The organism is Halomonas sp. DP5N14-9, from assembly GCF_019802175.1.
GTDB classification, from domain to species: domain Bacteria; phylum Pseudomonadota; class Gammaproteobacteria; order Pseudomonadales; family Halomonadaceae; genus Halomonas; species Halomonas litopenaei.
The window spans coordinates 37,233-52,384 of record NZ_JAHVHR010000014.1; the positions used below are offsets into that span (position 1 = coordinate 37,233).

The following is a 15,152-nucleotide window of genomic DNA, read 5'->3' on the forward strand; positions in this document are numbered from 1 at the left end:
ACACGGCGAGTTGGGGGCAGGAAGGCAGCGGCCCGCCACCATTCGGTGCGGGCCAGACGGAAATAGGCCCAGGGAAAGGAAAAGGCAAGACCGCTTGGGTTGCGGACAGCAATACCCGGTAGGCCTTTTAGTGTCAGCGTCGATTTGAGTGTCAGCGTCGACTTGAGTGTCAGAGCGAACCGGCCAATACCAGCGTCAGTCCGTAGGCGGCCACGCCGGCAGCGACCGGCCAGCCCAGCGATCGCGTTCGATACCATACCGCCAGCGTCGCCAGTACCCCCACGCCAGTGGCGCTCCAGCTGGCGATGCTCGGCTGTGCCGGTACCAACGAGACGCCCAGCACGGCGGCGATCATCAAAGGTCCCAGCACCGACAGCCACTGCGGCATCGGTTCGACGCTGTCTTCCGTCTGGCGCTCGGCGAGACGACGGCGCATCCATATCAGGGGCGCCATTCTCATCAGCAGGGTGCCCAGGGTGGTCGCTACCACCGCCATCCACAGCGTAGTGGTCATGATCGACTCCTTGTGACCGGTGAACGTTTGACGATAAAGAAGCACAGTGCGCCGCACAGAGCCGCCAGGGGGATGCCGGCATTGGCCACCCCCAGAACCGCCAGAAGGGCGCCTGCGGCGATGGTCACCAGGGTCGCCAGGCCCCAGCGGAAGCTGGACAGGCGAGGCACCACCAACACGAGAAACAGGGCAGGCAGGGCAAAGGGCATCACCTCGCCCAGCAGCGGCCAGCGTTCCACCACCCATTCGCCCCCCAGTGCACCCACGGCGGTACCGGCGATCCAGGCCAGCCAGGCCAGCAGGGCGGCGCCGGTGTACCAGCCAAGCCGAGCCGCCTCCGGCAGTTGCGGCAGACGCGTCAGCGCCAGGGCGAAGACCTGGTCGGTCAGACCGTGCATCAGTGCAGGCCACCAGCGGCTCGTGCTCATCGAGGCGGCAAGGTTCGGGGCGTAGACCACGTGACGAACATTGATCAACAGGGTCATGGCGACCACCAGCCATAGAGGAGCGCCACCTGCCACCATGCCGACGAACACGAACTGGGAGGCGCCGGCATAGATCAGGGTAGAGATGGCGACGGCTTCCCAGGCACTGAAGCCCGCCTGGACGGCTACCAGGCCAAAGGAGATGGCGATGGGGATATAGCCGCCGAGCAGCGGGATCGCCTCGCGGACGCCGGTCACCCAGGGGCTGGCACGCAAAGGAGTCGTCGTGGTGGTCATCGAGAGGTTTCCGGTGGATGGTAGACGATGGTCAGGGTGGCGGAAGTGGCCTGGTTGTCGGACGCGTAGAGGTGTGGACGATCCGCCGCGAAGGTGACGCTCTGGCCCGGGCCCAGGGTGTGGCTCTCGTGCTCGGGGCCGGTGGTCAACCGGCCGGAGATCACCGTGACGGTCTCGTGCACGCCCGCGGGGTGCGCTTCGCTGAGCCGATAGACGTCAGGGTCCAGGCGCATCCAGTAGACGTCGACGGCCGGTTGGCTATCGCCCTGATCGATCAACTGGACCTGCACGCCCTGGTCATCCAGCGCCGTGGTCACGGGTTTTATCAGGGTGCCGAAAGGCACCTCGAGGCAGCTCGCCAGGCGCCACAGGGTGTCCAGGGTAGGGTTGCCGTTGCCCTGTTCCAGCCGAGACAGGTTCGACTTGGCGACGCCGGCGTCGCTGGCCAGGCGGGATAGCGACCAGCCACGCAATTGGCGCAGATGCTGAAGATGCCGGCCGAGTGCTTCGGCATGCAGCGTGTCGTCGCTTGAGAAGCTAGCTTGGGAGAAAGGCTCGATCATGAGGTCACTGTTCGGTTGAGCTGTTGTTCCATTTATCGAACGTTCTGTAAAAGGAACATAGGACGAATGTTGCGATGGCGTCAAGCCTGAGCTCGCACTGGGGCAGGAGCAGACTCATGCGCTGTATCCGTCATGGACCAAACCGCAAGGGGCGTGATTACGTCGTCGGTGACGTGCACGGCCAGTACGCCCAGTTGATGGAAGCGCTGGAGAGAGTCGACTTCGATGTCGCCCGGGACCGGCTGTTCTGCGTCGGTGATCTGGTCGACAGGGGAGAGGCATCGCTCGCCTGTCTGGCGCTGGCGCTTGAGCCCTGGTGCTTTGCGGTGAAGGGCAATCACGAACAGATGGCGATCACCGCCCTGGCCGAAGGCGGAGGAATGGCCTGGGATCTGTGGCAGCGCAATGGCGGCAACTGGGTCTTTCTCGATGGCGTCGAGGAGGCCCGTAGCACCATGAACGCCGCCCGTCCGCATCTTCCGCTGGCTCGGGAAATCTGTGCGGGACAGCGTCGCCTGGGCGTGGTGCACGCCGATCCACCCGACGACTGGGGCCAGATCGAGCAGACCCCGGCCGAGCACCTGCTATGGTCGCGGCGTAGATTCCGACGTGACAGCGGCGGCAGCCTGGACTCGACCCGCGTCGAGGGCGTCGAGGGCGTCGATGCGGTGGTGGTGGGGCACACCATCGTCGAGGCACCGCTGTGGCTTGGCAATGTTCTGCATCTGGATACCGGTGCCTGTGCCGGCGGGCGCCTCACGCTGGCCGCTGTTGACGACATCCTTGATGCCATTCCCTGATCGACCTGGCCGGCGGTGCCCATTGATGGCCGTCGCGTAGTGGCAGCGTCGATCTCTTGCCACAGACCTTGGAACCGACGCAGAACGCTGTGGTCAGTAGGGCGCTTCTCTCACCGCTGTGCACCGTCGGGCCCAGGAGAGGAAAAAAAATTTTCGATGAAAGGAGAACTTTTCTGGTGACGACTGTCATATGTGGTACAGACAGCATGCGCGATGGCAGTCGTTAGCAGTGTTGATCTGGTTTGCTAAATCGATCGTTGCGCCTCATGGCTTCCATGGGGCGTTTTTTTTGCTTTGGCGAAGGTGCTCTCCCTCTCTTCCTTACCTGTGAGCCCGGGGCATATCAGGCATGCTCCATGAACGCCCTTACGGTTTGCACAAGCGCCAGGGGCATCTGGAGGATCGGGGAGGCCGATGCACGGCGGTGGTGCCAGGCAATGGTGTCAGCGTTGGCGCTAGCGACAGCACGCCCACCGCCGGCATCGTGATGCCGGCGGTGGGCGTCTACAGAAGGTGTTGCGCAACAGGAGGGGTCAGGCGCTTCGTTGATGGCGTCGCATGGTGAGCACGGCGGTAAGCACGTCGCGGCGGGTGACGATACCCACCAGTCGGCCCTGTTCGGTGACGGGATACACCTTGGGTTTTGCTCCCAGCATTTCCTGGGCCAGATCGACGATGCTCTTGGTGGGAGACACCGACAGCACTTCGTTACGCATCATTTCATGGACCAGCGGTGCCTCGTGATCCAGATAGAGGCTCTCGATCACCTTGCCCAGCACGTCCTGCTCGGAGATGAAGCCGATCAGGTGATCGCCGTTGTCCACCACCGGGGCCCCTGGCAATCGGTGCAGAGCGAGACCTTCCGCCAGGGTGGAAATGGAGGTCTTGCCGCTGACGCGGTAGCAGTCCTTGGACATGATGTCCCGGACGATCGATGGAGGTGCCTTGTGTGGCATAACCGCTCTCCTTTGAAGCGGCCCGGCGCCATGCGTCGGGCCCTTGACCGTCAAGCGCCTGGACCGCACTCCAGGCAGCGTTCGGTGATCGCCGGACCCCTGCGCAGATGCACGTTGAGGTCCCTCAGTGCTGTTCTCAGGCCTTCTTCGACCACCGGGTGGTAGAAGGGCATTTCCAGCAGGCGATCCACGGTCAATCGTTGGTCGATGGACCAGGCCAACAGGTGGCCCAGGTGTTCCGCCCTTGGGCCGAACATTTCCGCGCCGAGAAGAATTCCCGAGCCGTGCTCAGCGTAAAGCCTCAGCATGCCTCGGTTCTGCCGCATCACCGTGGACCGTCCCTGGTCCTCGAACGAGACCTCGCCGATGGCCACGTTGGTCAGTTGTTCATCCCGGCGCTTGAGTTCAGCGTAGCCTACTCCAGCGCTTGCCATCTGCGGATCGGTAAACACCACCGCCAACGGAGTACGCCTGCGACCGGCGCGAATATCCGGGTAGCGTCCGGCGTTTTCGCCAGCGATGCGTCCCTCGTCGGACGCCTCGTGCAGCAGGGGAAGATCCTGGTTGGCATCACCGGCGATAAAGATCGGTGCGGGCGAACCGTCATCGAAGCGACACTGCATGGTCAGCCGGTCGAACACCGGCACACCGCGGTCGTTGAGTTCCAGACCGGTCTTCGGCAGGTCCAGCTTGTCCACGTTGGGCCGACGTCCGGTGGCTGCCAGCAGGTAGTCGAAACGCTCGGTCTTCTCGGTGTTGCTGTCGCGACAGTGGAAGGTCACCACCACCTGATCGCCGTCCCGGTCGACCTTCTTGACGGTGGCGGCGGGGTCCAGCGGAAACCCTGTGTTGAACTCCTTGTCGGCGAGCGCCTTGAGATCGGGGTCGCCGAGAGGACCGATGGCGCCGCCGACGCCGAACATGCGCACTCGCACGCCCAGGTGGTGCAGCGCCTGACCGAGTTCGAGGCCGATGACGCCGGGCCCGAATACCACCACCGACTCGGGCAGGTCATCCCATTCGAACAGGTCGTCGTTGATGATCAGGCGATCCCCGGCGGCATTGAGAAAGTCGGGCCAGGAGGGGCGGGAGCCGGTGGCGATGACGATGCGCTTGGCCTTGATACGCGTATGGTCGCCCACCACCAGGGTGTTGGCGTCTTCGAAGCGAGCGGCACCGACGATGCGGTCGTCTTCCTCGATGCGGGCCATCGAACTCAGTACGCTGCCGACGAAACGATCCCGCTCCCGCTGGAGGCGTTCCATGACTGCGGGGCCGTCGACGCTGACGCCGCTGACCTTGACCCCGAAGCCCTCGGAGTCCCGTGCCTGCTGGGCCACGTCGGCGGCGGAAATCAGCAGCTTGGACGGCATGCAGCCGACCCGTGCGCAGGTGGTGCCGTAGGCGCCGGATTCGATCAGCACCAGCTTGTCGGTATGTTGTCGCGCCGCGTGCCAGGCACCAAGGCCGGCGCTTCCTGCTCCGATAATGGCGATCTCGACCTGTCTTTCCTGCATGATGTCTCTCCTGGGAGCTGAACATGGCGCTGTGGGGAACCCGTGGGGGTGACCTCTATCAAAACAGTAGGACAGTTGAGGCGGGTTTCTCTATCAATCAGGCGTTGCTGTTACATCAAAGCCTGTATTGGCACACTGAAATGGGCCATCGGAGATACCGGTGGCGTCATTCGACCCTGGAGGTAAGTTCTCTGATGGACGCGCGAGAGTATCTGGCCCGCAAGGGGCTCGACGGTGAGCGAGACAAGGAAAGGCCCAACACCCTCGAGGAAAAGGCCTGGGACCGAGCGCGGGAGTCCCACGACCATCGTCCCAGGGCCGGGACACCCCATGACTGGGAAGACTGGGAGCGTTACCACGATGTCCTGGCCGAAGGCGCGGAAAGCCTGGAGCAGAAGATTGACGCCGAAGCCCATCGCCAGGCCCAGGAGCAGGCAGCGCGTGACGCGCAGCCGCAGCGTGCGCAGGCTGGGGCGATGGATAGCCCTTCAAATAGCCCGGCGGTGCAGCACTTCACCCCACCGCCTGTGCCCGAGCAGAAGGAAGGCACCGATGCGCATGCGTCCAGAACCAGTGACGAGCCCATGACATCCTCGCCCCAGGTGGCGTCGGCGTTGATGGCGTCGCCAGCGGCCCGGCTCGCCTTGATGGTGCTGGTGCTGCTAATGCCCCCGCTGGCGGTGGCGGTAGCCGAAGGTGGTTCGCGCCGGATCGCGATTGCGTTCCTGCTGACCCTGCTGGGCTGGCTGCCTGGGGTGGCGTACGGGGCCTGGTGGTTGAAGCAGGTCAATCATTGAGGCGAGCAGGGCTCAGGGGGGGGCAAGCGTTGGGCCGGAGAGGGTGTTCGCGTATACTGCCGTAAACCTTTTTGACTAGTGGGAGTTTACGGTGGGCTATCTGGTGGTGGTCACCGCCCTGTGGGCGTTCTCGTTTTCGCTGATTGGCGTCTATCTGGCCGGTCAGGTGGACAGCTATTTCGCGGTGATGATGCGGGTGGGGCTGGCGGCGCTGGTGTTCCTGCCGTTGTTGAAGCCCGGCCTGCTCGATCTGCGCCACAAGCTCGCGCTGATGGCACTTGGTGCCGTCCAGCTTGGCATCATGTACATCTTCTTCTACCAGTCCTTCGTGCTCCTGTCGGTGCCGGAGGTGCTGCTGTTCACCATCTTCACGCCGCTGTACATCGCCATTCTGGATGACCTGGCGTTTGGTCGTTTCACTCCCTTCCATCTGGTCACTGCAGGGCTTGCGGTGATCGGCGCGGCGGTCATTCGCTACAAGGGCGTCAACGACGACTTCTGGCTGGGATTCCTGGTGGTGCAGGGGGCCAATCTCTGCTTTGCCATGGGGCAGGTCGGCTATCGGCGCCTGTCGGCGGCACTGCCCCCCTCGTTGCCTCGCCACCATGTATTCGCCTGGTTCTACCTGGGTGCGGCCTGCATAGCGCTGCCGGCCTTCGCGCTGTTGGGAAGCACCTCGGGGCTGCCGACGACACCCCTGCAGTGGGGGGTGCTGCTGTGGCTGGGACTGGTCGCCTCGGGGCTCGGCTACTTCCTGTGGAACCTGGGCGCCGTGCGGGTGGATGCAGGCGCCCTGGCGATCATGAACAACATGCTGATTCCTGCTGGCCTTGCGGTGAACCTGGTGATCTGGAACCGCGAGGCTGATCTGGTGCGTCTGGCCATGGGAGGCGCCATCATCGCCGGTTCGCTGTGGCTCAACGCCTGGTGGCAGCGGCGTCACAGGACGGCGCCGGTCTAATCGATCGTTAGTCTGGGTGATCATCGATCTGGGCCATGCGTTGGCCTGAGGCGCCGGGCGCGGTTTGCTCCGCCAGGCCCCCCTCGCCATAATGAGCGGTCGCCAAGGGAAGGATGCGTGGATGCAATCGTTCAAGAACATCGGACTGATCGGGCGCCTGGGCAGCGCCAAGGTGGTCGAGACCCTCAAGCGGCTGATTCGTTTTCTGGATGACGCCGGCTACCACGTGATCGTGGAAGACCGTACCGCCTCGGCGTTGCTGGAACGTGGCCATGCCGAGGCCAGTCGCCGCATGCTCGGCGAACTGTGTGATCTGGTGATCGTGGTCGGGGGCGACGGCAGCCTGCTGGGCGCGGCCCGCACCCTGTGTCGTAGCGGAACCCTGGTGCTGGGGGTCAATCGCGGACGGCTGGGCTTCTTGACCGATATCTCGCCGGATGAGCTCGAGGCCCGTGTCGGTGAGGTGCTGGCGGGACAGTACGAGGTCGAACAGCGCTTTCTGCTCGACGCCGAGCTCTACCGCGGGGATTCCCTCGTGGGCAGCGGCGATGCCCTCAATGAAGTGGTACTGCACCCGGGCAAGGCGGTGCGGATGATCGAGTTCGAACTGTTCATCGATGGCCAGTTCGTCTACAGCCAGCGCAGCGATGGCCTGATCATCGCCACGCCGACCGGTTCCACCGCCTACGCCATGTCCGGCGGTGGCCCTATCATGCATCCGAAGCTCGACGTGGTGACGCTGGTACCGATGTTCCCGCACACCCTGTCGAGCCGGCCCATCGTGATCGACGCCGGCTGCGAGATACGCTGTCATATCGGTGAGACCAACCAGACCTATCCCCACATCAGCTGTGACGGCCAGACCCGTGCCGTGGCCAAGCCCGATGATGTTCTGGTGATCCGGCGCAAGCCCCAGAACGTTCAACTGGTGCACCCTCTGGGTCACAACTTCTATGACGTCCTGCGCAGCAAGCTGGGCTGGAGCAACAGGCTGGGAGATTGACGTGAGCAGGCGACTGGACGGCTACGACCTGATCGGTGACGTTCATGGCTGCGGCGCCACCCTGGCGGCGCTGCTGGAACGGCTGGGGTATCACCTGCGCGGCGGTGTCTATCGTCACCCCCAGCGCAAGGCGATCTTCCTCGGGGACCTGATCGACCGTGGCCCGCGTATCCGCCTGGCGGTCTCCATCGCCAGACGCATGGTGGAAGAGGGCGAGGCCTATATCGTGCTGGGCAATCACGAGATCAATGCCCTGACGTACACCCAGAAGGCCCCGCCTGAGCACGGCAGGGAATGGCTACGCCCGCATACACCGCGTCACAACCGCATCATTCGTGAAACTCTCGAGCAGTACCATGACCACCCTCAGGAGTGGGATGATGCCCTGGCATGGTTTCGCCAGATCCCCCTGTGTCTCGAGATCGACGGCATCCGGGTGGTCCACGCCTGCTGGGACGACCGCCTGATCGAATCCTTCAGGCGGCTCCGGCCCGACGGCTGTCTGGACCACGACTTCCTGCTCCAGGCCTCGAGCCCGGGTACCGAAGAGTCGAGGATCCTCGAGCGCCTGACCCGCGGTGGTTCCATCGACCTGCCCGGGGACACGGTCATCCATTCCGGAGACGGTTTCACTCGACGAAGCTTTCGGACCCACTTCTGGGCACGAGACCCTCGCACCTGGGGTGACGTGGTGTTCCAGCCGGACAATCTACCGGGAGACCTCGAGGACCGGCCGTTGAGCGACAGCGAACGGGCCAGCCTCAGCTACTATGGCCCCGACCAGCCCCCGCTGTTCATCGGCCACTACTGGTGCGAAGGCGTCCCGGCCTTGCCGGCACCGAATATTGCCTGTCTCGACTACAGCGCGGTGAAGTTCGGTCGACTGGTGGCCTATCGCTACAGCTTTGAGTCCCGCCTCGACGCCAACCACTTTGTATGGGTGCCGGTGCCCAGGGACGTGCGTGCGAGGCCCTTGCCCCGAGAGATCGTCTTCGATTGATACAAAACGTTACATTAAAGTCGAGCAGCCGACTGAACCCTTTATCAAAAGCGGCGTCTGAGTAGGTGTTCCCTTGAATGATCCCTTGCTCTTGTCCGGCGGCCCCCTCCGCCGGACTTTTTCTGTGTGGATGAAAAAGACATCCTGCCATGCCCGGCTTGCCATCGGGCCTTTCGCCCATCTGTGCCGCGCGTGACCGCTGCCCCTACCGGCCAACGTCATTTCAGGCCATCATCTCTGGGCCGCCACCCTTTTTCGCGCTGGAGACGCCATGTTCCGGGTCATGCTGATCCCCCACGATATCGATACTCGCGAGCTGCGACAGGCGCTCTGGTCGCACCGCATCGGACACCGTATCACCGACGAGGACGACGGCCAGGTACTGTGGCTGATGGACCCGAAACAACAGGACGCTCTGGCCGAGGTGATCACTCGCTGGCAGCGTGGAGAGGCGATACCCGCGCCGAGGGCCTCGAAGCCGAGACCGGCACGTCACTGGTGGCCGCTGCTGCGCCAGCATCCGGTCACGTTGTCGGTGCTCGGGCTGTGTCTGCTGGTGTTTGGTGCCATCGCTGTGTGGGGAGACATGGTGCTGGCGTGGCTGGCGATCGTGCCTGTGGGCATCCGTGGCGGGGCGCTGGCCGTCGGCAGTATCCCCGATGCGCTGGCGGCGGGGCAGGTATGGCGCCCGCTGTCGCCGATCTTCCTGCATTTCGGCTGGATGCACCTGATCTTCAACATGATGTGGTTGTGGTATTTCGGCCGTCAGGTGGAGACCCTGCATGGCCCATTGCGCATGCTGACGCTGGTGGTGGTGGCGGGGCTTGCCGGCAACCTGGCCCAGTACGCCACCGGCACGGTGCTGTTCGGTGGCATGTCGGGCGTCGACTTTGCGTTGCTTGGCTACGTCTGGTTGATGTCCCGTCGCGCGCCGGCCAGCGGCTTCTTCGTGCCGCAGATGCTGGTGCTGTTCATGCTCGGCTGGATGGTCTTCACCATGACCGACGTCGCCGGGCTGGTGGGCTTTGGCAATGTGGCCAACGAGGCGCACCTGGGCGGTCTGCTCGTGGGGCTGGTGCTGGGCTGGTATCATTCCCGCAAATCACGTCTTCACTAGAGCGATGCCATGAGCGACATGACCTTCGAGCGAATGATTTCCCAGATGACGCCGTCGATCTACCAGAGCCTCAAGCAGGCGGTGTCGCTGCGCAAGTGGCCGGACGGGCGAATGCTGACGGCCGAGCAGATCGAGCTGTGCATGGAAGCCGTGATGCGCTACGAGCACGACAACAATGTGCCCGAGGAGAGCCGCATCGGCTACCTGGAGCAACGCACCTGCGGCGCTGGGCCCGGTGGGCCATCGAGCAGTGCCGGGGTTTCCGAAGACATGGCGGGGCTCGCCCGGGATGCTAGTCGTGACTGAAGTACTTGCCCACGGATGTCTGTCCAAGATGGGGGTCGAACCCGACTCCCCCGCGCGCTACACCCTCAAGGCCGGCGAGAACCGTCTGCCGCTCAACGACTACCTGGGCCGCACCCTGCGTCTCGAGTGGAGCGGGGCGATCGCCTGTACCCACTGTGGGCGTGCGACCAAAAAGAGCTTCGGGCAAGGCCACTGCTATCCCTGCTTCAAGCGCCTGGCCCAGTGCGACAGCTGCATCATGAAGCCCGAGCTGTGCCACTTTTTCGAGGGGACCTGTCGCGAGCCCGAGTGGGGCGAGCGGTTCTGCTTCCAGCCTCACGTCGTCTACCTGTCCAACGCTTCCGGGCTCAAGGTCGGGATCACCCGCAATACCCAGATGCCGACGCGCTGGCTCGACCAGGGCGCGATCCAGGCGTTGCCGATCCTCGAGGTGGACAGCCGTCAGCAGTCTGGCTTCGTCGAGGTGCTGTTCAAGAACGAGGTGTCGGATCGCACCAACTGGCGGGCGATGCTCAAGGGGCAGGTCGAGGAACTGGATCTGGCCGCAGAGCGCGACCGTCTGCTGGAGAGGCTGTCGGCGGGGCTGGGCGATCTACGTGAGCGCTTCGGCGCCGATGCTATCCGTCCCCTGGACGGCAGCCCACGACGCTTCGACTACCCGGTACTGGAGTACCCCACCAAGGTCACGTCTCACAACCTCGACAAGAATCCGCGAGTCGAGGGCACGCTGATGGGAATCAAGGGCCAGTATCTGATCTTCGATACCGGAGTGATTAATCTTCGCAAGTACACCGGCTACGAGATGTCGCTGGCGGCTTGATCAACGTCACCGGCAGCGACAGGCGCTGCCAGCGACCCAGGGAGCGCTGTCATGTACGTCCTGCATATCGCCAATCGACAGACGTCGTCGTGGTCGCTGAGGGCCTGGCTGACCTTGCGCCAGCTCGAGATTCCCTTCGAGCTGGCCTTTCACCCCTTCGATGAGCAGGGCAACAGTCACGCCGACTTTCGTCGGTTTTCGCCCTCGGGGCGAGTGCCCTGTCTGCATCATGACGAACGGGTGGTGTGGGACTCGCTGGCCATCATCGAATACCTGGCCGAGCGTCATTCCGATATCTGGCCTGAGCATGTGGACGCCAGATGCTGGGCCAGAAGTGCCTGTGCCGAGATGCATTCAGGTTTCAGCGCGCTCAGGCAGCAGTGTGCGATGCACTGCGCGCTGCGCGTACGCTTGAACGAAAAGACGCCCGAGTTGCTGGATGACCTGCATCGGCTGAACGAACTGTTTGAAGACGGCTTGACGCGCTTTGGTGGACCTTACCTGTGCGGCGAGCGGTTTACCGCCGCAGACGCCTTTTTCGCCCCCATCGCCTTCAGGATGCGAACCTACGACCTGCCCATGGGTGGCCCGTCTCGCGACTACCTCGAGCGACTCCTCGCGCTGCCCGCCATGCGCCAATGGCAAAGCGAGGCGGTTTGCGAGCCGTTCCGTGAGTTACCTCTCGAGGCGCAGATCCTCGCCAGCGGCACTGTGCTCAAGGACATGCGCTGAAGGATCTGTGTTAGGGCATCTGACTATCTGTCAGAGCATACGATGCCCGATTCCGCTGTCGCAGAATCGGGCCGATCAGCCGCCTTTCGACCACGTCCGTTGTTTCAACCTTCTGCGCTGGTCTCGCTGGCCTGTGGTGCCGGCGGCATCAGATGCTTGGGCAGGTTCTGCCGCCTGGCATCGGTCCTCGGGCCGTAGTGGGTCGACAGGTAGTCGAGGATGGTGGCTTCCATTTCGGGATTGAACTGCCACAGGCCCTGAGTCTCCTGCATCCAGTCGATCAGGTAGGCCCAGTGCTCGCGTGACCCCCTGTTCTGGGTGACCAGGGCGGCGGAGTGGCAGACGGTGCAGTTGCCCTTGACCGTCTGCCAGCCCTCGGCCATCACGAACCCGCTGTCCGGGTCGGTCTCGAGGGGGGCATCTGTGGCTTGCCCAGAGGCCTCGCCTGTCGATTGAGCCAGGCCAAAGGGGCTGAACAGCACCGCGCCGAGTAGCAGACCGGTCATCAAGAGCGGGCGGGCCGACGACCACGCCCTATGCCTTCTGGTGGTACGAATTCCCATGCCAGTCTCCTCCCTCAGCCGACCTGAACCGCGATGCGGTGACAGGCGTTGTTGAGGTAGCCCTTGGGGTTCCAGCCGGGCACCACCATGGGCTGGGACTGGCCGTTTTCGTCCACCGCCCGGGCCCACACCTCGTAGTAGCCAGGCTCGGGGAACTCGACCTGGGTGGTAAAGCGCTGCCAGGCGAGGCGATTGGGTGCGTCGTTGAGGCTGGCCTTCTGCCAGGTGGCGCCGAAGTCGATTGAGGTGTGCACCTCGGTCACCGACAGATCCCCCGCCCAGGCGTGGCCGCGCACCTCCATCGGCTGGCCCTGGGCGTGCTCGATCCCTGATCGCGGGTAGGTGATCAGGGACTTCACCGGCATCGACTGGATGGTGACGAAGTCTTCCTTGGCCACCTCAGTGCCCGGTGCCACCGGGTTCGCCGGCACGCTGTAGGAGGGAGGCGCCATCTTGGCCCCATCGTGCTTCTGGTTGCGTACGACGATCTGCTTGAGCCACTTGCCCGAGACCGAGCCCGGCCAGCCGCCGCACACCAGGCGCAGCGGGTAGCCGTTCTGGTAGGGAATGTCCTCGCCGTTCATCGCCCAGGCGATCAGCGACTCGTCCTCCAGGGCCTTTTCCATCGGCACACCGCGAGAGATCGCTTCCTTGTCGGCGGCGCCGCTGGCGTGGCGATCGGCGCCGTAGTAACCGATATAGACGGCGTCGTCGGCGATGCCACAGGCCTCCAGCACATCGCGAAGTCGTACCCCGGTAAAGGTCGGGCAGGCCACCGCGCCGGTGGTCCACTGGTTGCCGCTGGCGGCGGGGACGTACTCGCTGCGACCATTGCCGCCGCACTCTACCTGAAGCTGGTAGGTGTGCTCGGAGAAGCGCTCCTTCAGCTCGGCGATGGTGAAGGTGGTGGGGTTCTGGCACGACTCGCCGGTGATTTCCAGCGTCCAGGTGGCGGGATCGATTTCGGCTCGCTCCGGGGGCAGGCCGTTGTTGCGCACGAACATGTAGCGCGCCGGGGTAATGTCATCGTCGAGCAGATGGGCCGGTGTCTCGGCGTTGATCGGACGGTCGTTGAGGACCCTCAGCCCCTCCTTGCCCTCGATCTCGAAGGCTTCGTCGCTCTGGGCCAGGGCTGCAGGAATCAGGCCTCCCGGCATGAAGCGTGCGAAGGGAATGCTGGCGCCGAGTACCGCGCTCATGGCCAGCAGGCTGGAGCCGGTGAGAAATCCACGACGGCTGACGGGATCCACCAGCCGCCCCCACAGCTTGCGATCGGCGTCCACGGGATCCTTGGCGTAGAGGGCGTGCAGGCCCTTGGTCTGGCGGCGCATGCAGAACTCCTTATATTTTAATTGTAGGTCGTTATTCCAGAGGATCCTTGTAGCGTAGGTGGTGGCACCGGCGGCGGCCAGGGACAGTTGGAAGGCGGCAATGGGTCCAGCGCTGGGGCATAGCGGCCTGGAGGCGGTGGCGACTCGCTAAAATAACGATCCCTGACGATGGGGCGCCCTGAAGCTCTCGGTATCAAGCTCACTATCAGTATCAAGACCGCTATCAAGGCCACTATCAAGGCCACTATCACTACGTCGTGACAGGCCCAGGCGACGGCAGGCCTTGCGGAAGCGTTGGTCGAGCAGTTCGGCGAAGACGCCCTGGCCGCGCATGCGGTGGCCGAAGCGACTGTCGTAGTCCTGGCCGTTGCGACACTGGCGAATCAGGCTCATGACCTTGGCGGCGCGCTCAGGATAGTGGGACTCGAGCCAGGCCTCGAACAGCGGCGCGACCTCGCGTGGCAGTCGCAGCAGCATCCAGCCGGCGGTGCTGGCGCCGGCGTCCCTGGCGGCCTGAAGCAGGCGCTCGAGTTCATGGTCGGTAAGCCCGGGAATCACCGGCGAGACCAGGGTGCCCACCGGTACACCGGCATCGGCAAGTTCGCCGATGACCCGAAGTCGGGCCCGGGGTGAGGCGGTGCGCGGCTCCAGTTGACGCTTGAGTTCGGTGTCAAGGCTGGTGAGGCTGACCATCACCCGCACCAGGCGGCGGCTTGCCAGTTCACTCAACAGGTCCTTGTCGCGCAGGATCAGCGCGCTCTTGGTCACCAGGGTGACCGGATGACGCCACTCCAGCAGCCGTTCGAGCAGTGCCCTGGTGGTTCGGTGTTCGGCCTCGATGGGCTGGTAGGCGTCGGTGTTGCCGGACAGGTTGATCGGGCGGCAGACGTAGCCGGGCTTGCACAATTCCTCGGTGAGGCGTTCCACCAGGCCGGTGCGGGCGATCAGGCGGGTCTCGAAGTCGAGACCGGGTGACAGGTCCCAGTAGGCATGACTGGGCCGCGCGTAGCAGTAGATGCAGCCATGTTCGCAGCCACGGTAGGGGTTGATCGAGCGATCGAAGGGCAGGTCTGGCGAGCGGTTCCACGACAGCGCGCTCTTGGCGCTCTCGGTGGCGGTGACGGTGGCGATGCGATCAGGCGTTGCCTCTTGCCACCAGCCGTCGTCCACCTGTTCGCTTCGGGTGGGAGAAAAACGATTGGCGGGATCATAGGTCGCGCCTCGGCCCTTCAAGGGGCCTGTAGCGCTTCTTTGCTGGCCGTCGTCATGATAGTGATCCATGCCTGCAAGGCTAGTCGAATACTGTCTATATATCCAGCAATGTGATATCTCGAACGAACGCGGAGCAGAGCTAGGGGCTGAATAAGGAGATAAACGGGGGCTGAACAAGAGCTGAACGGGGAGCACAACGGCAAGAGGCCGCCCAAGGGCGGCCTCCTGTCGACTTGCC

At 63.9% G+C, this 15,152-nt stretch carries 17 protein-coding genes; 9 read left to right on the forward strand and 8 right to left on the reverse strand.

What is annotated here, in order from left to right:
• Positions 1-169 precede the first annotated feature (169 nt).
• From KUW00_RS09835 to KUW00_RS09845, 3 genes are read right to left on the reverse strand one after another with little or no spacing between them, the layout of a single operon-like run.
• Positions 170-514 (reverse strand): AzlD domain-containing protein, encoded by a 345-nt coding sequence (locus tag KUW00_RS09835; protein ID WP_045994407.1) that lies wholly within the window; start codon positions 512-514, stop codon positions 170-172.
• Positions 511-1,236 (reverse strand): AzlC family ABC transporter permease, encoded by a 726-nt coding sequence (locus tag KUW00_RS09840; protein ID WP_045994408.1) that lies wholly within the window; start codon positions 1,234-1,236, stop codon positions 511-513. The genes KUW00_RS09835 and KUW00_RS09840 overlap by 4 nt, the downstream gene beginning before the upstream one ends.
• Entirely contained in the window at positions 1,233-1,799 is a 567-nt protein-coding gene (locus KUW00_RS09845; protein ID WP_045994409.1) for a helix-turn-helix domain-containing protein, read from the reverse strand. The genes KUW00_RS09840 and KUW00_RS09845 overlap by 4 nt, the downstream gene beginning before the upstream one ends.
• A 116-nt stretch (positions 1,800-1,915) precedes the next feature.
• On the opposite strand from KUW00_RS09845, the gene KUW00_RS09850 reads away from it, so the two are divergent.
• On the forward strand, positions 1,916-2,599 hold the full coding sequence (locus tag KUW00_RS09850; protein ID WP_261392080.1) for a metallophosphoesterase: 684 nt from the start codon (positions 1,916-1,918) through the stop codon (positions 2,597-2,599).
• 533 nt (positions 2,600-3,132) lie between these two features.
• On the opposite strand, the gene KUW00_RS09855 is transcribed toward KUW00_RS09850, so the two are convergent.
• Together KUW00_RS09855 and KUW00_RS09860 are read right to left on the reverse strand one after the other, a co-directional pair.
• Positions 3,133-3,555, reverse strand: coding sequence for a CBS domain-containing protein (locus tag KUW00_RS09855; protein ID WP_045994411.1), 423 nt, complete (start codon positions 3,553-3,555; stop codon positions 3,133-3,135).
• A gap of 50 nt (positions 3,556-3,605) precedes the next feature.
• Entirely contained in the window at positions 3,606-5,072 is a 1,467-nt protein-coding gene (locus KUW00_RS09860; RefSeq protein WP_222568942.1) for a dihydrolipoyl dehydrogenase, read from the reverse strand.
• 194 nt (positions 5,073-5,266) lie between these two features.
• Between KUW00_RS09860 and KUW00_RS09865 the strand changes: the two genes are divergently transcribed.
• From KUW00_RS09865 to KUW00_RS09900, 8 genes are all read left to right on the forward strand, one after another.
• Positions 5,267-5,869, forward strand: coding sequence for a YqaE/Pmp3 family membrane protein (locus KUW00_RS09865; RefSeq protein ID WP_222568943.1), 603 nt, complete (start codon positions 5,267-5,269; stop codon positions 5,867-5,869).
• A 91-nt stretch (positions 5,870-5,960) separates the two neighbouring features.
• Complete coding sequence (locus KUW00_RS09870; protein WP_045994414.1) at positions 5,961-6,830, forward strand: DMT family transporter; 870 nt, start codon at positions 5,961-5,963, stop codon at positions 6,828-6,830.
• 121 nt (positions 6,831-6,951) lie between these two features.
• Complete coding sequence (locus tag KUW00_RS09875) at positions 6,952-7,833, forward strand: NAD(+) kinase (protein WP_108132991.1); 882 nt, start codon at positions 6,952-6,954, stop codon at positions 7,831-7,833.
• A 13-nt stretch (positions 7,834-7,846) separates the two neighbouring features.
• Entirely contained in the window at positions 7,847-8,833 is a 987-nt protein-coding gene (locus KUW00_RS09880) for a metallophosphoesterase (protein WP_222516727.1), read from the forward strand.
• 271 nt (positions 8,834-9,104) lie between these two features.
• Complete coding sequence (locus KUW00_RS09885; protein ID WP_108448878.1) at positions 9,105-9,950, forward strand: rhomboid family intramembrane serine protease; 846 nt, start codon at positions 9,105-9,107, stop codon at positions 9,948-9,950.
• A gap of 9 nt (positions 9,951-9,959) precedes the next feature.
• On the forward strand, positions 9,960-10,256 hold the full coding sequence (locus tag KUW00_RS09890) for a YeaC family protein (RefSeq protein WP_045994422.1): 297 nt from the start codon (positions 9,960-9,962) through the stop codon (positions 10,254-10,256).
• Entirely contained in the window at positions 10,240-11,076 is an 837-nt protein-coding gene (locus KUW00_RS09895; RefSeq protein WP_409996284.1) for a DUF2797 domain-containing protein, read from the forward strand. The genes KUW00_RS09890 and KUW00_RS09895 overlap by 17 nt, the downstream gene beginning before the upstream one ends.
• Before the next feature lie 51 nt (positions 11,077-11,127).
• Positions 11,128-11,808 (forward strand): glutathione S-transferase family protein, encoded by a 681-nt coding sequence (locus tag KUW00_RS09900; protein ID WP_222568944.1) that lies wholly within the window; start codon positions 11,128-11,130, stop codon positions 11,806-11,808.
• A 104-nt stretch (positions 11,809-11,912) separates the two neighbouring features.
• Here the strand turns inward: KUW00_RS09900 and KUW00_RS09905 are convergent, their stop codons facing one another.
• The 3 genes from KUW00_RS09905 to KUW00_RS09915 form a co-directional block, all read right to left on the reverse strand.
• Entirely contained in the window at positions 11,913-12,371 is a 459-nt protein-coding gene (locus KUW00_RS09905) for a hypothetical protein (protein WP_083970591.1), read from the reverse strand.
• A 14-nt stretch (positions 12,372-12,385) separates the two neighbouring features.
• The gene (locus KUW00_RS09910) at positions 12,386-13,702 is read right to left on the reverse strand and encodes a sulfite oxidase (protein WP_222568945.1); all 1,317 of its coding nucleotides are present in this window, start codon (positions 13,700-13,702) and stop codon (positions 12,386-12,388) included.
• A gap of 147 nt (positions 13,703-13,849) precedes the next feature.
• On the reverse strand, positions 13,850-14,983 hold the full coding sequence (locus tag KUW00_RS09915; protein ID WP_222568946.1) for a PA0069 family radical SAM protein: 1,134 nt from the start codon (positions 14,981-14,983) through the stop codon (positions 13,850-13,852).
• Positions 14,984-15,152 lie beyond the last annotated feature (169 nt).

What these genes read in the sequence shown, in the direction of transcription:
- KUW00_RS09835 (WP_045994407.1), bottom strand. Translation starts at nt 514, where the DNA reads ATGACCACTACGCTGTGGATGGCGGTGGTAGCGACCACCCTGGGCACC.
- KUW00_RS09840 (WP_045994408.1), bottom strand. Translation starts at nt 1,236, where the DNA reads ATGACCACCACGACGACTCCTTTGCGTGCCAGCCCCTGGGTGACCGGC.
- KUW00_RS09845 (WP_045994409.1), bottom strand. Translation starts at nt 1,799, where the DNA reads ATGATCGAGCCTTTCTCCCAAGCTAGCTTCTCAAGCGACGACACGCTG.
- KUW00_RS09850 (WP_261392080.1), top strand. Translation starts at nt 1,916, where the DNA reads ATGCGCTGTATCCGTCATGGACCAAACCGCAAGGGGCGTGATTACGTC.
- KUW00_RS09855 (WP_045994411.1), bottom strand. Translation starts at nt 3,555, where the DNA reads ATGCCACACAAGGCACCTCCATCGATCGTCCGGGACATCATGTCCAAG.
- KUW00_RS09860 (WP_222568942.1), bottom strand. Translation starts at nt 5,072, where the DNA reads ATGCAGGAAAGACAGGTCGAGATCGCCATTATCGGAGCAGGAAGCGCC.
- KUW00_RS09865 (WP_222568943.1), top strand. Translation starts at nt 5,267, where the DNA reads ATGGACGCGCGAGAGTATCTGGCCCGCAAGGGGCTCGACGGTGAGCGA.
- KUW00_RS09875 (WP_108132991.1), top strand. Translation starts at nt 6,952, where the DNA reads ATGCAATCGTTCAAGAACATCGGACTGATCGGGCGCCTGGGCAGCGCC.
- KUW00_RS09885 (WP_108448878.1), top strand. Translation starts at nt 9,105, where the DNA reads ATGTTCCGGGTCATGCTGATCCCCCACGATATCGATACTCGCGAGCTG.
- KUW00_RS09890 (WP_045994422.1), top strand. Translation starts at nt 9,960, where the DNA reads ATGAGCGACATGACCTTCGAGCGAATGATTTCCCAGATGACGCCGTCG.
- KUW00_RS09895 (WP_409996284.1), top strand. Translation starts at nt 10,240, where the DNA reads ATGCTAGTCGTGACTGAAGTACTTGCCCACGGATGTCTGTCCAAGATG.
- KUW00_RS09900 (WP_222568944.1), top strand. Translation starts at nt 11,128, where the DNA reads ATGTACGTCCTGCATATCGCCAATCGACAGACGTCGTCGTGGTCGCTG.
- KUW00_RS09905 (WP_083970591.1), bottom strand. Translation starts at nt 12,371, where the DNA reads ATGGGAATTCGTACCACCAGAAGGCATAGGGCGTGGTCGTCGGCCCGC.
- KUW00_RS09910 (WP_222568945.1), bottom strand. Translation starts at nt 13,702, where the DNA reads ATGCGCCGCCAGACCAAGGGCCTGCACGCCCTCTACGCCAAGGATCCC.
- KUW00_RS09915 (WP_222568946.1), bottom strand. Translation starts at nt 14,983, where the DNA reads ATGGATCACTATCATGACGACGGCCAGCAAAGAAGCGCTACAGGCCCC.